This window comes from Pseudomonas sp. TNT3 (assembly GCF_010095445.2).
Classification (GTDB): domain Bacteria; phylum Pseudomonadota; class Gammaproteobacteria; order Pseudomonadales; family Pseudomonadaceae; genus Aquipseudomonas.
Map to the genome: position 1 here is coordinate 62,990 of NZ_WFGV02000030.1, position 13,761 is coordinate 76,750.

General features: G+C 60.2%; 14 protein-coding genes and 1 pseudogene. 2 read left to right on the top strand and 13 right to left on the bottom strand.

Features of this window, described 5'->3' with window-relative positions; translation table 11 throughout:
• Positions 1-10: 10 nt before the first annotated feature.
• The 6 genes from benB to GBC55_RS18070 form a co-directional block, all read right to left on the bottom strand.
• The gene (benB, locus tag GBC55_RS18045) at positions 11-499 is read right to left on the bottom strand and encodes a benzoate 1,2-dioxygenase small subunit (protein ID WP_162440558.1); all 489 of its coding nucleotides are present in this window, start codon (positions 497-499) and stop codon (positions 11-13) included.
• Positions 499-1,860 carry a benzoate 1,2-dioxygenase large subunit gene (gene benA, locus GBC55_RS18050; protein WP_162440557.1) on the bottom strand — a complete coding sequence of 454 codons (1,362 nt, stop codon included), beginning with the start codon at positions 1,858-1,860 and terminating at the stop codon, positions 499-501. The genes benB and benA overlap by 1 nt, the downstream gene beginning before the upstream one ends.
• A 252-nt stretch (positions 1,861-2,112) precedes the next feature.
• Positions 2,113-3,072 carry a helix-turn-helix domain-containing protein gene (locus GBC55_RS18055; protein ID WP_162440556.1) on the bottom strand — a complete coding sequence of 320 codons (960 nt, stop codon included), beginning with the start codon at positions 3,070-3,072 and terminating at the stop codon, positions 2,113-2,115.
• Positions 3,073-3,259: 187 nt separating this feature from the next.
• Positions 3,260-4,189 carry a catechol 1,2-dioxygenase gene (gene catA, locus GBC55_RS18060; RefSeq protein WP_162440555.1) on the bottom strand — a complete coding sequence of 310 codons (930 nt, stop codon included), beginning with the start codon at positions 4,187-4,189 and terminating at the stop codon, positions 3,260-3,262.
• A 51-nt stretch (positions 4,190-4,240) separates the two neighbouring features.
• Positions 4,241-4,531, bottom strand: coding sequence for a muconolactone Delta-isomerase (catC, locus tag GBC55_RS18065; RefSeq protein ID WP_162440554.1), 291 nt, complete (start codon positions 4,529-4,531; stop codon positions 4,241-4,243).
• A gap of 10 nt (positions 4,532-4,541) precedes the next feature.
• A complete protein-coding gene (locus tag GBC55_RS18070) occupies positions 4,542-5,690 on the bottom strand; it encodes a muconate cycloisomerase family protein (RefSeq protein WP_162440553.1) in 1,149 nt (382 codons plus the stop codon).
• Positions 5,691-5,817: 127 nt separating this feature from the next.
• Here GBC55_RS18070 and GBC55_RS18075 point away from each other — a divergent pair, with 127 nt between their 5' ends.
• A complete protein-coding gene (locus tag GBC55_RS18075) occupies positions 5,818-6,705 on the top strand; it encodes a LysR family transcriptional regulator (RefSeq protein ID WP_162440552.1) in 888 nt (295 codons plus the stop codon).
• 196 nt (positions 6,706-6,901) lie between these two features.
• Here the strand turns inward: GBC55_RS18075 and GBC55_RS18080 are convergent, their stop codons facing one another.
• The 5 genes and pseudogenes from GBC55_RS18080 to GBC55_RS18100 all read right to left on the bottom strand — a co-directional run bounded on the left by GBC55_RS18080 (position 6,902) and on the right by GBC55_RS18100 (position 10,879).
• The gene (locus GBC55_RS18080) at positions 6,902-7,141 is read right to left on the bottom strand and encodes a DUF1652 domain-containing protein (protein ID WP_162440551.1); all 240 of its coding nucleotides are present in this window, start codon (positions 7,139-7,141) and stop codon (positions 6,902-6,904) included.
• Between the two features lie 110 nt (positions 7,142-7,251).
• Positions 7,252-8,151, bottom strand: coding sequence for a polysaccharide deacetylase family protein (locus tag GBC55_RS18085; protein WP_162440550.1), 900 nt, complete (start codon positions 8,149-8,151; stop codon positions 7,252-7,254).
• Between the two features lie 304 nt (positions 8,152-8,455).
• A pseudogene (locus GBC55_RS18090) lies at positions 8,456-8,599 on the bottom strand (ABC transporter substrate-binding protein); the annotation flags it as partial.
• Positions 8,600-8,661: 62 nt separating this feature from the next.
• Positions 8,662-9,606, bottom strand: a complete 945-nt coding sequence (locus tag GBC55_RS18095; protein WP_162440549.1) for an aldo/keto reductase — start codon at positions 9,604-9,606, stop codon at positions 8,662-8,664.
• The gene (locus GBC55_RS18100) at positions 9,593-10,879 is read right to left on the bottom strand and encodes an MFS transporter (protein WP_247266946.1); all 1,287 of its coding nucleotides are present in this window, start codon (positions 10,877-10,879) and stop codon (positions 9,593-9,595) included. The genes GBC55_RS18095 and GBC55_RS18100 overlap by 14 nt, the downstream gene beginning before the upstream one ends.
• A gap of 104 nt (positions 10,880-10,983) precedes the next feature.
• On the opposite strand from GBC55_RS18100, the gene GBC55_RS18105 reads away from it, so the two are divergent.
• On the top strand, positions 10,984-11,766 hold the full coding sequence (locus GBC55_RS18105; RefSeq protein ID WP_162441178.1) for an alpha/beta fold hydrolase: 783 nt from the start codon (positions 10,984-10,986) through the stop codon (positions 11,764-11,766).
• Positions 11,767-11,846: 80 nt separating this feature from the next.
• Here GBC55_RS18105 and GBC55_RS18110 read toward each other — a convergent pair whose 3' ends face one another.
• Positions 11,847-12,314, bottom strand: a complete 468-nt coding sequence (locus tag GBC55_RS18110; protein WP_162441179.1) for a cupin domain-containing protein — start codon at positions 12,312-12,314, stop codon at positions 11,847-11,849.
• Between the two features lie 170 nt (positions 12,315-12,484).
• The gene (locus GBC55_RS18115; RefSeq protein WP_162441180.1) at positions 12,485-13,513 is read right to left on the bottom strand and encodes an AbrB family transcriptional regulator; all 1,029 of its coding nucleotides are present in this window, start codon (positions 13,511-13,513) and stop codon (positions 12,485-12,487) included.
• Positions 13,514-13,761 lie beyond the last annotated feature (248 nt).

Here is a 13,761-nt window from a genome sequence, read left to right on the forward strand (position 1 = left end):
GACGGTTGCCTCACAGGTGGTAAACATCGATGACCTGGCGAACGTAGTCATTCTTCAGGATCACTTTCTTGGCCTTGATCAGCGGGTTTTCACCGCGCACATCGAGGGTGTAGAAACTGCTGCCGAAATAGCTGTCGACGGTCTTGTAGCGAAAACTCAGGGTGTGCCAGTTGAAGCGCACCTTGCAGACCCCGTCGGCCTGTTCAAGCAGCTCGATGTTGCTGATGTTGTGGGAGGTGCGCGTGTCCGGAATGCTCGCGCTGGAACGCTCGGTCTTGATGCGGAATACGCGATCTTCAAGCCCCGTGCGGTTGCCGTACCAGATCAGTGAGATCTCCCGTTGCGGGTCTTCGGTCAGCTCGTCGTTGTCGTCCCACGAAGGCATCCAGAATGTCGCGTCCGGTGCGTACATCTCCAGCCATTCATCCCACTGGCGGTCGTCGAGGTAGCGCGCTTCGCGGTAGAGAAAATCCCGCACGGCGTCATAGGTGGCGATCATCACACTTCCTCCACGGCAATCAGCGCGGACTGCTCGACGGCCAAGGCCTTGAGCATGGTCTGCTGCCAGTATTTGTGCTGCAGCACGAACAGCCCTTCGTCTTCGGTGCGCACGCCGCTGAGCAGCGGATGCAGGTCGATTTCCTTCGCGGCTTCGTCGGCCCCTTCAATCCAGTGCTCAGCCCCCCGGGACATGTCGTTCCAGGTGGTGACGCTGCCTTGGTAGCTGGTCTGGCAGGACCGGAACTCTTCCAGATCGTCCGGCGTGGCCATGCCACTGACGTTGAAGAAATCTTCGTACTGACGAATTCGGCTCGACCGCGCGTGATCGCTTTCGCCTTTGGGGGCGATGCAATAGATGGTGATTTCCGTGCGGTTGACCGAAATCGGCCGGGCGATGCGAATCTGCGAGCTGAACTGGTCCATCAGGTACACGTTCGGGTACAGGCACAGGTTGCGCGAGTTCTCGATCATCCAGTCGGCACGGGCTTTACCAAAATCATTGGCCAACTCGTCGCGGCGCTCGTACAGCGGGCGGTCCTCGGGATTGGACCAGCGAGTCCAGAGCAGCATGTGCCCCTTGTCGAACGAATAGAAACCACCGCCCTGTTTGGCCCAGGTGCCGGCGCTCATGGTCGGGTTGCTGTCACCGGCCTCGCGCTGCTTGCGCTGGTTCTGCGTGGCCGCGTAGTTCCAGTGCACGGAGCTGACGTGATAGCCATCGGCGCCGTTTTCGGCGGTGAGCTTCCAGTTGCCTTCGTAGATGTAGCTGGAGGAACCGCGCAGCACTTCAAGGCCATCGGCGGACTGGTCGACGATCATGTCGATGATTTTCGCTGACTCGCCCAGGTGCTCCACCAGCGGCACCACGTCGGTCTTGAGGCTGCCGAACAGGAAGCCGCGATAGGACTCGAAACGGGCGACTTTGGTCAGGTCGTGGGAGCCTTCGCAGTTGAAACTCGCCGGGTAGCCTGCCGCTGCCGGGTCTTTAACCTTGAGCAGCTTGCCGGAGGTGTTGAAGGTCCAGCCGTGGAACGGGCAGGTGTAGGAGCTCTTGTTGCCGGACTTGTGCCGGCAAAGCGTCGCACCACGGTGGCTGCAGGCATTGATGAACGCGTTGAGTTCACCGTCCTTGTTGCGCGCGATAAAGATCGACTGGCGCCCCATGGTGGTGGTGTAGAAATCGTTCTTGTTGGGGATCTGGCTTTCGTGGGCGAGGTACAGCCAGTTGCCTTCGAAGATGTGTTCCATCTCCAGGTCGAACAAGCGCGGGTCGGTAAACATCTCGCGCTTGCAGCGATAGATGCCTTGCTCTGGATTGTCTTCAAGCAAGGAGTGAAGGTATTCGGGTCGCAGGGTCATGGCCGCCGCCTCCATTGTTTTTGTTCAGGCAGGGCCATGCTAGGTCGGGGGGTTGAGGCGGACTATCCGAAGGGTGCAGACCTGTATCCGTTTTGTGCAATACAGAAACCGGCGCCGCCCCCTGTAGCAGCTGCCGAGCCCGCGAGGCTGCGTTCGGATGCGCAGCATTCGCCTGCCATTTTGCGAGCGCTGCGCACTCGAACGCAGCCTCGCGGGCTCGGCAGCTGCTACAGGTTTTGTGTTGTAGTTACATCAATGCCGACGCTTGAGGGTATCGGAAGGCAGTTCGCCGAACTGTTGGCGGTAGCTGCTGGAGAACCTTCCCAGGTGCAGGAAGCCGTAATCCATCGCCACTTCCGTGACGTTGCGCACGTTGCAGGTGGGGTCGCTCAGGCAGGCGTTGATACGTTCCAGACGTTTCTGGCGGATGTAGCTTTTCGGCGTGGTGCCGGCGTTGCGCTCGAACAATCCGTACAACGAACGCAGGCTGATGTGCGCCTGGCGTGCCAGTTCTTCGCTGTCGATGTCGTGCTTGAGATTGCGCGCAATGTAGTCGGCAATCGCCTCGAACGTTGCCGACGGCGAACCCGGGTTGACGCGGCTGACATTGGTTTTCATCAAACTCAGCATCTTGCTGACTATGATCTGCGCGTAATGCTCCTGCACCTTGGGGATTTGCTCAGTGGCCTCGGCTTCCTGGCAAATCATCGCCAGCAGCCCCACAAAACCTTCCAGCTCGTTGAGCTGATAGCAATTCTCCAGAAACCGCACGCCCTGGTCCGGATAATGCCAACGCTGTTCGTTGCACACGGATTCGAGCAGCAATGCCGGGACTTTGAGAATGAATTTTTCGCAATCGTCGGAATAGGTCAGGTCCACCGGATCGTCGGGGTTGATCAACAACAGTTCACCAGGCGCGAAATAATGCTCCTCGCCATGCCCCCGCCAGAGGCAATGACCACCGAGTAACACCTGCAAGTGATAAATGCTGTCCAGCGCACCCGACGTCACCCGCACAGGGGCGCCATAGCTGATGCGGCAGAGGTCGAGGCTGGCGAATTTACGATGATCGAGACTGGCCAGCGGACGCCCCGCGCGAGGCATCAGAATGTGGTGATTACCGACATGCTGATTGACGTAACCCGACACCGCATAAGGATCGGCGTGGTCGAATACTCTGCTGCGCTGACTCAACAGCTGCGCGTGCATCATCGGGGCACTCTCGTTGTTGTTTTAGGTTGCGTCGGGTCATTCTAGAACAGTGTCCACGACAGGTAACCGCCTCCCCTGTAGGAGCCGAGCTTGCTCGCGATGGCGCTGTATCAGTTTAAATCTCTTCAACTGACACACCGCCATCGCGAGCAAGCTCGGCTCCTACAGGGTTGGTTCAAATCCTGAGTCAATCCTCCAGTGCGCGGACCCGCTCAGGGCGCTGTTGCTCGTCCGGTTGGGCGGACGACTGCAGGGTGAAGTCGAATTCGATTTCGGCAAACCGACCGCTCACGCCATGCGCCGCTGCACGTGCCTGATCTTCACTGAAGGTGATTTTTGCGATCAGCTCATCACGGGTGGCATAAGCGAAATCGTCGTGCAGGTACTCATCGCCATCCAGGTTGATCTGGGTGGTCAGGTGGCGATGATCCGGCGCGGAAATGAAGAAGTGAATGTGCGCCGGCCGCTGACCATGACGCCCCAGCTGATCGAGCAGTTGCTGGGTCGGACCATCCGGCGGGCAGCCATAGCCCGACGGCACGATGCTGCGAAAGCGATAACGACCCTCGGCGTCAGTGACGATGCGCCGGCGCAGGTTGAATTCCGATTGGGTGGTATCGAAGTACGAGTAGGTGCCGCCGGTATTGGCGTGCCAGACGTCCACGACCGCGCCGGCCAGCGGTTCGCCCGCGGTGTTGAGCACCTGGCCCTGCATGAACAGCGTCACACCCGGATCCACGCCATCATCGAGCCGCGCTTCGAAGTCCGAGAGCGGTGCACCGGCCACATACAACGGCCCTTCGATGGTCCGTGGCGTGCCGCCAGCCTTGCCGGCCGCCTCGTCTTCGGCGTCCATCAGCAGGTCGAGGTAATGCTCCAGCCCAAGCCCTGCCACTACCAGTCCGGCCTCTTGGCGCGCGCCCAACACGTTGAGGTAGTTGACGGCTTTCCAGAACTCTTCCGGCGTCACGGCCAGGTCTTCGATGATGTTCACGGAGTCACGCAGGATGCGATAAACCAGGGCTTTGACACGCGGGCTGCCGGCGTCGTTTTGCAGGCCACTGGCTTCTTCGAGAAATTTCTGGGCAGCGGCAGTGTGGGAAATCTTGACGTTCATGGTGGTTCCTCATCTTGTAATTATTAGCGTAGCGAACTGAGCAGGCTGGGCTCAGCGGTCATCCTCGCGAATCGACGAAGGATGCCGGCACATCGCGGTGACTTCGATCGCCATGTACGGGTAAAGCGGCAATTGCATCAGCAGGTCATGCAGCTCCTGAACGCTGTCGACGTCGAACACGCTGTAATTGGCATAGAGCCCGGCGATGCGCCACAGGTGACGCCACTTGCCCTGCTCTTGCAGGCGCTGGGAGAAAGCCTTTTCGTCAGCCTTCAGACGGGCGGCCACTTCAGGGTTCATGTCGACCGGCAGGTTCACGGTCATTTTTACGTGGAACAGCATGATGCACTCCTCAGACGTGATGCAGAACGGTGGATGACTTGTCGCGACGGTAAAACGCCAGGCGCTCTTCATCCAGACTCAGGCCCAGGCCCGGTGTTTTTGGCACGTGCAGCTCGAAATCGCGGTAGACCAGCGGCTCGCTGAGGATGTCCTCGGTCAGCAGCAACGGCCCGAACAATTCGGTATCCCAGGCCAGCTTGTTCAACGTGATGAAGGCATGGGCCGACGCCATGGTGCCGATACCGCCTTCGAGCATGGTTCCGCCGTACAGGCCGATACCCGCCGCTTCGGCGATGGCGGCGGTCTTCAGCACCGCGCGAGGGCCGCCGTTCTTGGCGATCTTCAAGGCGAAAATCGACGCCGCGCCTTCGCGGGCCAGGTTGAACGCATCCTCCACGCATTCGATGGATTCATCGGCCATGATCGGCGCCGGGCTCACGGCATTCAGCCGCACCATGCCGGAGCGGTTATTGCGCGAGATCGGTTGCTCGATCAGATCGATACCATTCGTGCCCAGAATCCGGCAGGCGCGCACAGCAACAGCTTCGTCCCAGGCCTGATTGACATCGACCCTGACGCTTGCGCGGTCACCCAGGGCTTTCTTGATGGCGATGACGTGAGCGAGGTCGCGATTGACTTCGCCGGCACCGATTTTCAGCTTGAAGATCCGATGGCGGCGCAGGTCGAGCATCTTTTCCGCTTCGGCGATGTCCTTGTCGGTATCGCCGCTGGCCAGGGTCCAGGCCACTGGCAGCGCATCCCGCACACGACCGCCCAACAGCTCGCTCACCGGCAGGCCGAGGCGTTTGCCCTGGGCATCGAGCAAGGCGGTTTCGATGCCTGACTTGGCGAAGGTGTTGCCACGAATGCTGCGCTCCAGCCGCAACATCGCGGCGTTCACGTTGGCGCTGTCCTGGCCGAGCAACAGCGGCGCGAAGTGGCGATCGATGTTGGTCTTGATGCTGTCGGGGCTTTCATTGCCGTAGGCCAGCCCACCGATGGTGGTGGATTCACCGATGCCTTCGATGCCATCGGCACAGCGAACACGAATGATCACCAGTGTCTGGTTCTGCATGGTGTGCATCGCCAGCTTGTGCGGGCGGATGGTCGGCAGATCGACGATGATCGTCTCGATCGATTCAATGGCTGTCGCAAGCATTTCAATACCCGTCAGGTTCTTAAAGTTCTGGAACCGATTCTCGTACGGCTTTTTTCGGGAAGCCAATATAGAATTGGTCTGACTTGATACCTTTAAGGTATGCAAACGACAGGCTTATGGAGGTCCCATGGAACTGCGTCACCTGCGCTATTTTCAGGTGCTGGCTCACACCCTTAATTTCACCCGCGCTGCAGAACTGCTGCACATCGCGCAACCGCCCCTGAGCCGACAGATCCAACAGCTGGAAGACGAACTCGGTGTGCTGTTGCTGGAACGTGGCCGACCGCTGAAGCTGACCGATGCCGGGCGGTTTTTCCATGAACACTCCAGCGCCCTGCTCGAGCAACTGGGCAACGTGTGCGACAACACCCGGCGGATCGGCCTGGGCGAAAAGACCTGGTTGGGTATCGGTTTCGCGCCTTCGACCCTGTATGGCGTGCTGCCGGATCTGATCCGCCGCTTGCGCAGCGGCGAGCCGCTGGAGCTGGAACTGGGGTTGTCGGAAATGACCACGCTGCAACAGGTGCAAGCGCTCAAGGCCGGACGCATCGACATCGGCTTCGGACGGATTCGTATTGATGATCCGGCCATCCTCCAGACCGTGCTGACCGAAGACCGCCTGGTCGCCGCCCTGCCCGCCGGCCATCCTTTACTGGGCGCGCCGATCAGCCTTCGCGAACTGGCCAAAGAACCCTTCGTGCTGTACCCGGTCAACCCACGGCCCAGCTACGCCGACCATGTGATCGCCCTGTTCGAATCCTATGGGGTGAGCATTCATGTGGCGCAATGGACCAACGAGCTGCAAACGGCTATCGGCCTGGTGGGGGCTGGAATTGGCGTGACGCTGGTACCGGCGTCGGTGCAGTTGCTGCACCGCGATGACATCGGTTTCACCCCACTGCTGGAAGACAACGCGACGTCGCCGATCATCCTCAGCCAACGGGTCGGGGATGTATCACCGGGGTTGAGGCATTGTTTGCGGATGATTGAGGAATTGTCGCCTTCTGAACTGTAGGACCTGTTGAACCTGTTGATCCTGTTGATCCTGTTGATCCTGTTGATCCTGTAGGACCTGTAGGAGCTGTCGAGTGAAACGAGGCTGCGATCTTTTGATTTTAAAAAGGCAAGATCAAAAGATCGCAGCCTCGTTTCACTCGACAGCTCCTACAGGTGTACGGGCATGCGTTCGTAGAGGTCCCGAAAACCCACCTTCACCCGGCAAACGCCCGGCGTCCGGCGTTCATCTCCGAGCGTAACTCGCCCACCAGCTCGGAGATTGCGCGGACGCTGGTCAGTTGCTCTGTCGACACACCGCAGATCAACAGTTCAACCTGCCCGGTGTCGGGTTCAAACACTTCAATACGCAGCAATCCGCCGCTCTCCGTGCATTCGCAGGACAACGGGGTAAAACCACACTCCACAATGTTGCAAAGGACTGAAATGGGAACCATGGCTGGCGTCTCGGGCGGCAGTGGGACGGATGAACTTAATGAGAATAGATGCCCTTGGCCAATCCTGCGCCAGTAAAAAGTGATACGTGCCTCTCATTTCCAGGCATTGATCAGTGGCGATCCCCGTCCCATATCCAGTTCCAGAGGCCCGGTAGCTGCACCGCCTGGGAGCTGTCGGTGACGGTGCGCGCCGTCGCAGCCCGTTGCAGCTCGGCCTTATCGTCGTAAAAGGGTTTCTGCGCCAGTTTCAGCCCGGTGGTGTTGGCGCTGTCGATGAGGATTTGCAGGTACTCGCGGGCGTGCCGGGCGGTGTAGCGGTTCAGGTCGTGGAAGGTCACGACGACCGGAATCACCCCATCCACCGTCGGCAGTTCGCCGAGTGCGATGCGTTCGCGCACCACTGACAGCTGCCGAAGCATGTTGGCCCGCCGTCGCGGACTGGCGTTAAAGCCCCAGATTTTGCCGTCATTGGCACTCAGGTCCGTCAGCAGCACCTGCAAGCCATGGCGTTGATAGGCCGCGAACGTGCGCTTGTCGTAATTCCAGAACGGCGGGCGCACCAGCGTCGGTGGCGTGCCGGTGATCGCCGCGATGTCGGCGGTGCCGTTGCTGAGCGATTGCTCCAACTCGACGTCATCGAGCGAGCGATGATTGCTATGCCCAGGCGTGGCCGTATGGAATCCCAGGATTTGACCTTCGGCCTGCTCGCGGCGCATGACCTCACGCCCGATCTCACTGCCCCCCGCCCGAGAAGCCCGGGTCTGGACGAAAAACACTGCTTTGATGTTCGGCTGCACCGGATTGCTCGCGAGGCTATCAAGCACGGTCATGCTCGGGTTCCAGAAACTCGAGGCACTGGGACCGTCGTCAAAGGTCAGCAGAAAACGAATCGGTGCTTGCCCGCGCAGACGTTGTTCGGTCTGCGGGGTCATTTCGATGGGGGCGGCGATGCAACCGGCAAGCCCGGTGACGATGGCGATTGCAGCGAGAACCTTGAACAGCTGTTTCATGTTTTGCCTTGGCAGACCCTTGCGGTCACGTTTGATGGCAAAAACCCTTCGCCCGTTTATCCATTATCGGCCCGCAGTTCGCTGCTGGCCGAGGTTGGATAAGGTACACAGTGTTTGGTTCCAGCGCTGCCTGGCCGTCAGTTATTGGGTTCTGGTTCAGGTTGGCCTTCTTTGCCCACAGGTCGGCGTGTGGCGAGGGGATTTATCCCCTCGCCACAGGATCCTGCTCGTCTGACGATCGCTAAGTGAACAGCATCAGACCCAGGCACCGACCTTGTTCAGGCCCACCAGAAAATCGGCATGGAACGCCTGAGGCTTCGACCGAGGCGCGGACGTTGTAGTAATTCTGATCACCGACGTGCAGGACGACGGGCTCAGCCGCGTAGGCGATCGGCGCGGCAAACAATGCGCTGGCCAGCAGGCAGCGCACGAAACGGGACAGGTTAATCGGAGTGTAGGAGCTGTCGAGTGAAACGAGGCTGCGATCTTTTGATCTTCAACCTCCTCCCCCTACCCCACCAGATCAATCAACTGCTCACGCTGCGCCCCCGTCAGCATCGGCCCGAATCCCGCCCCGGCATTATCGGCCATGTAACGCGGGTTCCCGGTGCCCGGTATGACGCAGGTCACCGCCGAGTGCGAGAGCAAAAACTTCAGCGCCAGCTGCGGCCAGCTATTCACCTGCACCTGTGCTGCCCACCCCGGCAGCGGTTTGCCTTTGAGTCGGGCGATCAAGCCTCCGCCGCCAAACGGTCGATTGCACATCACCGCCACACCCCGTTCGCGGCAAAGCGGCAGGATGCGCTTCTCGACCCCGCGATCATCCAGCGCGTAATTGATTTGCAGGAAATCCAGCGCTTCGGCCTTGAGCACCGCCTCCACTTCGTCATACGCCGACGCCGTGTAATGGGTGATACCGATGTAGCGAATGCGCCCTTCTTCCTTCCATTGCCGCAACGTCGGCAGGTGGGTTTTCCAGTCCAGCAGATTATGAATCTGCATCAAATCGATCCGGTCGGTTTGCAGCAACCGGAACGACTGCTCCATCTGCGCGATGCCCTCCTCACGTCCGCGCGTCCAGACCTTGGTGGCCAGAAATGCCGGCGAGCGCGGTTCATGGATCGACAGCAATTCGCCGGTGGTCTGCTCGGCACGGCCATACATCGGCGAGCTGTCGATTAGCGTCCCGCCCTTCTCGAACAACGCGTTGAGCACGGCGGGCAACTGTTTGTAGGCCGGGTCTGCAGGGGCAACATCGAAACCGCGATAAGTGCCCAGCCCTACGATGGGCAGCGGCTCGGCGCTGGAAGGAATGGCTCGGGTCTGCATGTTCTTGCCTCCTGTTGCGGTCGGCGGCGAGGGTTGCGCCGTGGCGTGATCGAACGTGAGGACCGCCGAGACACCGGCAGCCAGCGTGAGTAATCGGCGACGCGTAATGCCGTCAGTGTGGTTCATCGTAATGCCCTTCCACCTGTGTGCCAGCCGCCCGCTGCTCTTGCCGCCTGGCCAGCCAGAAACATAAACCGCCCCACAACCCGGCAAACGGCACGATCACCACCGCCACCAGACCAAATCCGGCGCCCAATGCGCTCAACCCGGCGGACAGCCAGCCGCTGGCAGCATCACCCCCGCGATAGACCAGGGTTTCGATCACATTCTTGGCCTTGTACTTCTCTTCGCGGCTGACCACCGTCCACAACACTTCTCGCGCCGGCCGCACCACGGCAAATTCCACCGACCGACGCAGCCCTTGAGCCAGGGCGACGGTCGCCGGCACCGGCGCCAGGGCCATGGCGGCGAACGCCACAATCGTGGCCAGTGGCAGTGCCGCCAGTGCGCCGCCCACGCCGATCAACCGTATCAGGGGCGCCGTCAACACGAGCTGGAAGAGCAAGGTCAACGCCGAGACGATCAGATCAACGATAGCGAAAAATTGCGTCCGGCTCGCTACATCAGCGTAGCTGCCAGCGACGATCCGGCCCTGTTCGAAATACAACAACGTCGCCGCACTGGTGTGCAGCAACATGAACAGCACCAGCCCCATCAGGTATCGCGAACGCAGGATCAGGGTGACGCCCGCCAGCATGCCACCGCCCAGGCGCCGATCATCCAGCGACTGTTTGCCGGACTGTGAAGCGGTGCGGGCCAGCAAAGCCCGGTAGCAACGCACCGCGATTTCCAGCAGCAAGGCCGCCGCGAGCGTGAGGGCCACCGGTCCGAGACGGGTGGCCATGGTCGCGGCCAGCAACGGCCCGATGAAGGTCCCGAGTGTGCCACCGGCGGCAATGAAGCCGAACAGCCTGCGCCCTTGTTCATTGGAAAAGCGGTCGACCAACACGCTCCAGAAAATCGTCACGATGAACAGGTTGTAGATACTGATCCACACGAAGAACACACGCCCGACGGTCACCGGCGCGACGCGATTGGCGATCAGCACACCGAACACCAGCATCGACAGCGCAATCAGCCGGTAGATCAGCGGCACGAATCGTGTGGCCGGCAGCCGCGAAACCAGTGCGCCGTAGAGCGGAACCATCAGCAACATGACCACAAAGGTCGCGGTGAACAGCCACTGCAACTGGTCGGCGCCCCCCTCCAGCCCCAACGCATCGCGCAGCGGCCGTACCAGGTAATAACTGGCAAGGACGCAAAAGTGAAAGGCAAAACCCAGCATCAGCGCGGTTTTTTCAGCGGGCTGAACAGTGAGCCATTTAAAGGTGACGGGCATCGATCCCCTCCTCTTTGCACTGCCAGGATCGGCGCGCCTCACGACCGGTCGACTACACTCTGACGGCGATCACGCGGTCGCCACCTTCAATCCCAGAGCCGTCAATGCCGCCACCTAACGTTAGCCGAATGCCGCGAGTCCTGATGTTCATTGCCGTTATCGTTGTCGCGTTGTACCTGGCGCTGTGTGTCGGGCTGTGGGTGTTTCAGCGCGCGCTGATCTACTTTCCGCAGCCTCGGTCCGTCGAGACGCCGCTGTTAACGGTCTCGGACGCGGGCACGCAGGTGCTGGTTTCCCTGCGAGCGCACGACGGGCCCAATGCATTGATCTATTTCGGCGGGAATGCCGAGGACGTGTCTCGCAACATGCCCTCGTTTGCCCAGGCCTTTCCTGATCACGCCCTTTATTTTCTCAATTACAGAGGTTACGGCGGCAGCACTGGCTCGCCGTCGGAAGACGCCATTGCGCGTGATGCCGTGGCCTTGTTCGACAAGGTGTACGCCGAGCACCCGCACATTGCGCTGGTGGGCCGCAGCCTGGGTTCGGGCGTGGCCATACGCCTTGCAAGCCAGCGCCCGGCGGCACGCCTGGTGCTGATTACGCCGTATAACAGTCTTGAAGAAATTGCCGCGCGCCAGTTTCCGATATTCCCGGTGAAGTGGCTGTTGCGGGACCGGTTTGAATCCTGGCGCTACGCCGCGCGCATCAACATACCGACGTTGTTGATCGCAGCCGGGCAGGACGAGGTCATACTGGATTCGAGCACGCAGCGTTTATACGAGCATTTCGCCAAGGGTGTGGCGGTGTTGGAGGTGATCCCGGAGGTGGGACACAATTCGATTTCCGACAGCCCTGAGTACCTCAGGTTGCTGGGCGAGGGGCTGTAAAGCCAATGGCCTGATTCGACGGCCTTTGCCTGGCTCGACGCGCCCCCGCCCCCACCGAAATTGATCCGGGTGTAGCCGTCTTACTTCACGATTTCTACCAGCGCCGGGCCTTTCTTGACGATGTAGGTCGCCAGTTCTGATCCCGTATTCGCCCCCACATTCTTCGCCACATGCGCGACCCCTGCCGGGATGTACAGCGAATCACCGGTCTTTAGCGTCACCGGTGGCTGCCCTTCCAGCTGATACTCGAATGTACCGTCCAGAACGTAGGCCACTTCAACACCTGGGTGGGCGTGTTTGGGCGATACCACGCCCGGTTCAAAATCCACCCGTACCTGGATCACTTCACGTTCTGGAACGTCGAGGTCACGGTGCAGCAGATCTGTTCGGTGCAGGCCGGTCTGCCAGCTTTTCGCCGCCGGCACACTTTGGTCAACGCCGATGGGAGCCTCTTGAGCCTGGGCAAAACCGGTGAAAGCGACAAATGTTGCAGCGGCAACGGCCAGGCCAAGCGAGCCAGCGGTTTTAGGGAAGTCGAAACGGAACATTGCGGTTCTCCAGTCAGTGCAGCCAGTCAGTGCACGATAAATGCCGCGGTTGCGGTGACCTCATTCAAAGGCCGGCATGTATCGCGCACGTGTCAGGAGCGCTACGGAGTTGTATACGAAGTTGGCTGCATGGGGGATTGATACGTGCTGATACACGCAGCCATGGCGAATCAGGATCGCTCGGACACTTCCCGCCAGCGTCGCGCCTGGATAAGCAAGGCCGGTGCAAAATGCAGCAACACCATGCGCACCAGGTGATGAGAGAGAATGAACACCACGTTCAGGCCGCCACTGAACGCGACGATGGTGATGGTCTCGATGGCGCCCGGCATGTACGCCAGCCATGCCGTAAGCGGGTCGCTGCCGAGGATTTTCCCGGCCAAAGCGGCGAATGCCGCAGCCACCAGCAACATCAAGACCACGCCGATCAGTCCAGCCCTGCCGTGCCGCACGAGATCCTTGAAGCTGATGTCCTGGAACTTCGAGCCGATCAACACGCCGAGCAGGACCGACGCGAAATCGACACTCCATTGCGGCATGTGGAACGTCTGCAGATAACCCACCTTGATGAACACACCGGTGAGGACGATGGCCGTCAGCATGAACGGTGCCGGGACGCCAAATCGCAACAACAGGCGACCCAACAAAAGGCACAGCACGATCAGTGACGCCAGTGTCAGCACGGTGCTCAAGACCCAAGGGCTGCTTTCAGCAGCGGTCAGGCCAGGTGTGCCGGGAATGCAAAAGCTCACCAGCACCGTGATGGACAACAGCCGGACCAGATGCACCACGATCACCTTGCTGGACGCCCGCTCGGACTCCAGCAAATCAAACACCGCAGCCAGCGCCCCCGGATAGACCGCCAGCAGCGAGTCTTTGACGTTCCAGCCAGTGACTTTGTACAACCACAACCCGGCGATGCCGACCTGAACGGCCAGGCACAGGAGTAACAGGCCAAGGCTGGGCAACAGCGACGCGACGGCCTGGTTATCCCACGCCTGAAACATCAACCCGGTCGCAATCCCCAGGACGATTTGCACGAAGCCAAGGCTGAAGCGCAGCGTGGGAGAAAAACCCGACTGGCTGACGATGATCGCGGTTGAGAGTATCGAGCCCAGCAAGAGCCCATGGGGCACACCCACAGACTGCAGCGCGGTGCCGACCGCGATGGCCAACAGCAAACACAAAAGCGTTTTCATGAATCGTCCTTAATTCCAGCGTTGGCCTGCAATTTGGATCCAATCGATAGTCCTGCCCGCACTTTTTCCCACTGAACAACTGGCAGCGTCAAGCAAAAACACATGTAGCAGCTGCCGAGGCACGAGGCTGCGTCGGGCTGCGCAGCGGCCCCCGAGGGCGGTCCTGCGGACACGCAACGCAGCCTCGTGCCTCGGCAGCTGCTACAGGGGAATTAACAGGATTCAGAATCGGGTGACACCTTCAATCG

Excerpts from the sequence above, each read along its gene's own strand:
- benB (WP_162440558.1), bottom strand. The coding sequence starts at position 499 with ATGATCGCCACCTATGACGCCGTGCGGGATTTTCTCTACCGCGAAGCG.
- benA (WP_162440557.1), bottom strand. The coding sequence starts at position 1,860 with ATGACCCTGCGACCCGAATACCTTCACTCCTTGCTTGAAGACAATCCA.
- GBC55_RS18055 (WP_162440556.1), bottom strand. The coding sequence starts at position 3,072 with ATGATGCACGCGCAGCTGTTGAGTCAGCGCAGCAGAGTATTCGACCAC.
- catA (WP_162440555.1), bottom strand. The coding sequence starts at position 4,189 with ATGAACGTCAAGATTTCCCACACTGCCGCTGCCCAGAAATTTCTCGAA.
- catC (WP_162440554.1), bottom strand. The coding sequence starts at position 4,531 with ATGCTGTTCCACGTAAAAATGACCGTGAACCTGCCGGTCGACATGAAC.
- GBC55_RS18070 (WP_162440553.1), bottom strand. The coding sequence starts at position 5,690 with ATGCTTGCGACAGCCATTGAATCGATCGAGACGATCATCGTCGATCTG.
- GBC55_RS18075 (WP_162440552.1), top strand. The coding sequence starts at position 5,818 with ATGGAACTGCGTCACCTGCGCTATTTTCAGGTGCTGGCTCACACCCTT.
- GBC55_RS18080 (WP_162440551.1), bottom strand. The coding sequence starts at position 7,141 with ATGGTTCCCATTTCAGTCCTTTGCAACATTGTGGAGTGTGGTTTTACC.
- GBC55_RS18085 (WP_162440550.1), bottom strand. The coding sequence starts at position 8,151 with ATGAAACAGCTGTTCAAGGTTCTCGCTGCAATCGCCATCGTCACCGGG.
- GBC55_RS18095 (WP_162440549.1), bottom strand. The coding sequence starts at position 9,606 with ATGAACCACACTGACGGCATTACGCGTCGCCGATTACTCACGCTGGCT.
- GBC55_RS18100 (WP_247266946.1), bottom strand. The coding sequence starts at position 10,879 with ATGCCCGTCACCTTTAAATGGCTCACTGTTCAGCCCGCTGAAAAAACC.
- GBC55_RS18105 (WP_162441178.1), top strand. The coding sequence starts at position 10,984 with ATGCCGCCACCTAACGTTAGCCGAATGCCGCGAGTCCTGATGTTCATT.
- GBC55_RS18110 (WP_162441179.1), bottom strand. The coding sequence starts at position 12,314 with ATGTTCCGTTTCGACTTCCCTAAAACCGCTGGCTCGCTTGGCCTGGCC.
- GBC55_RS18115 (WP_162441180.1), bottom strand. The coding sequence starts at position 13,513 with ATGAAAACGCTTTTGTGTTTGCTGTTGGCCATCGCGGTCGGCACCGCG.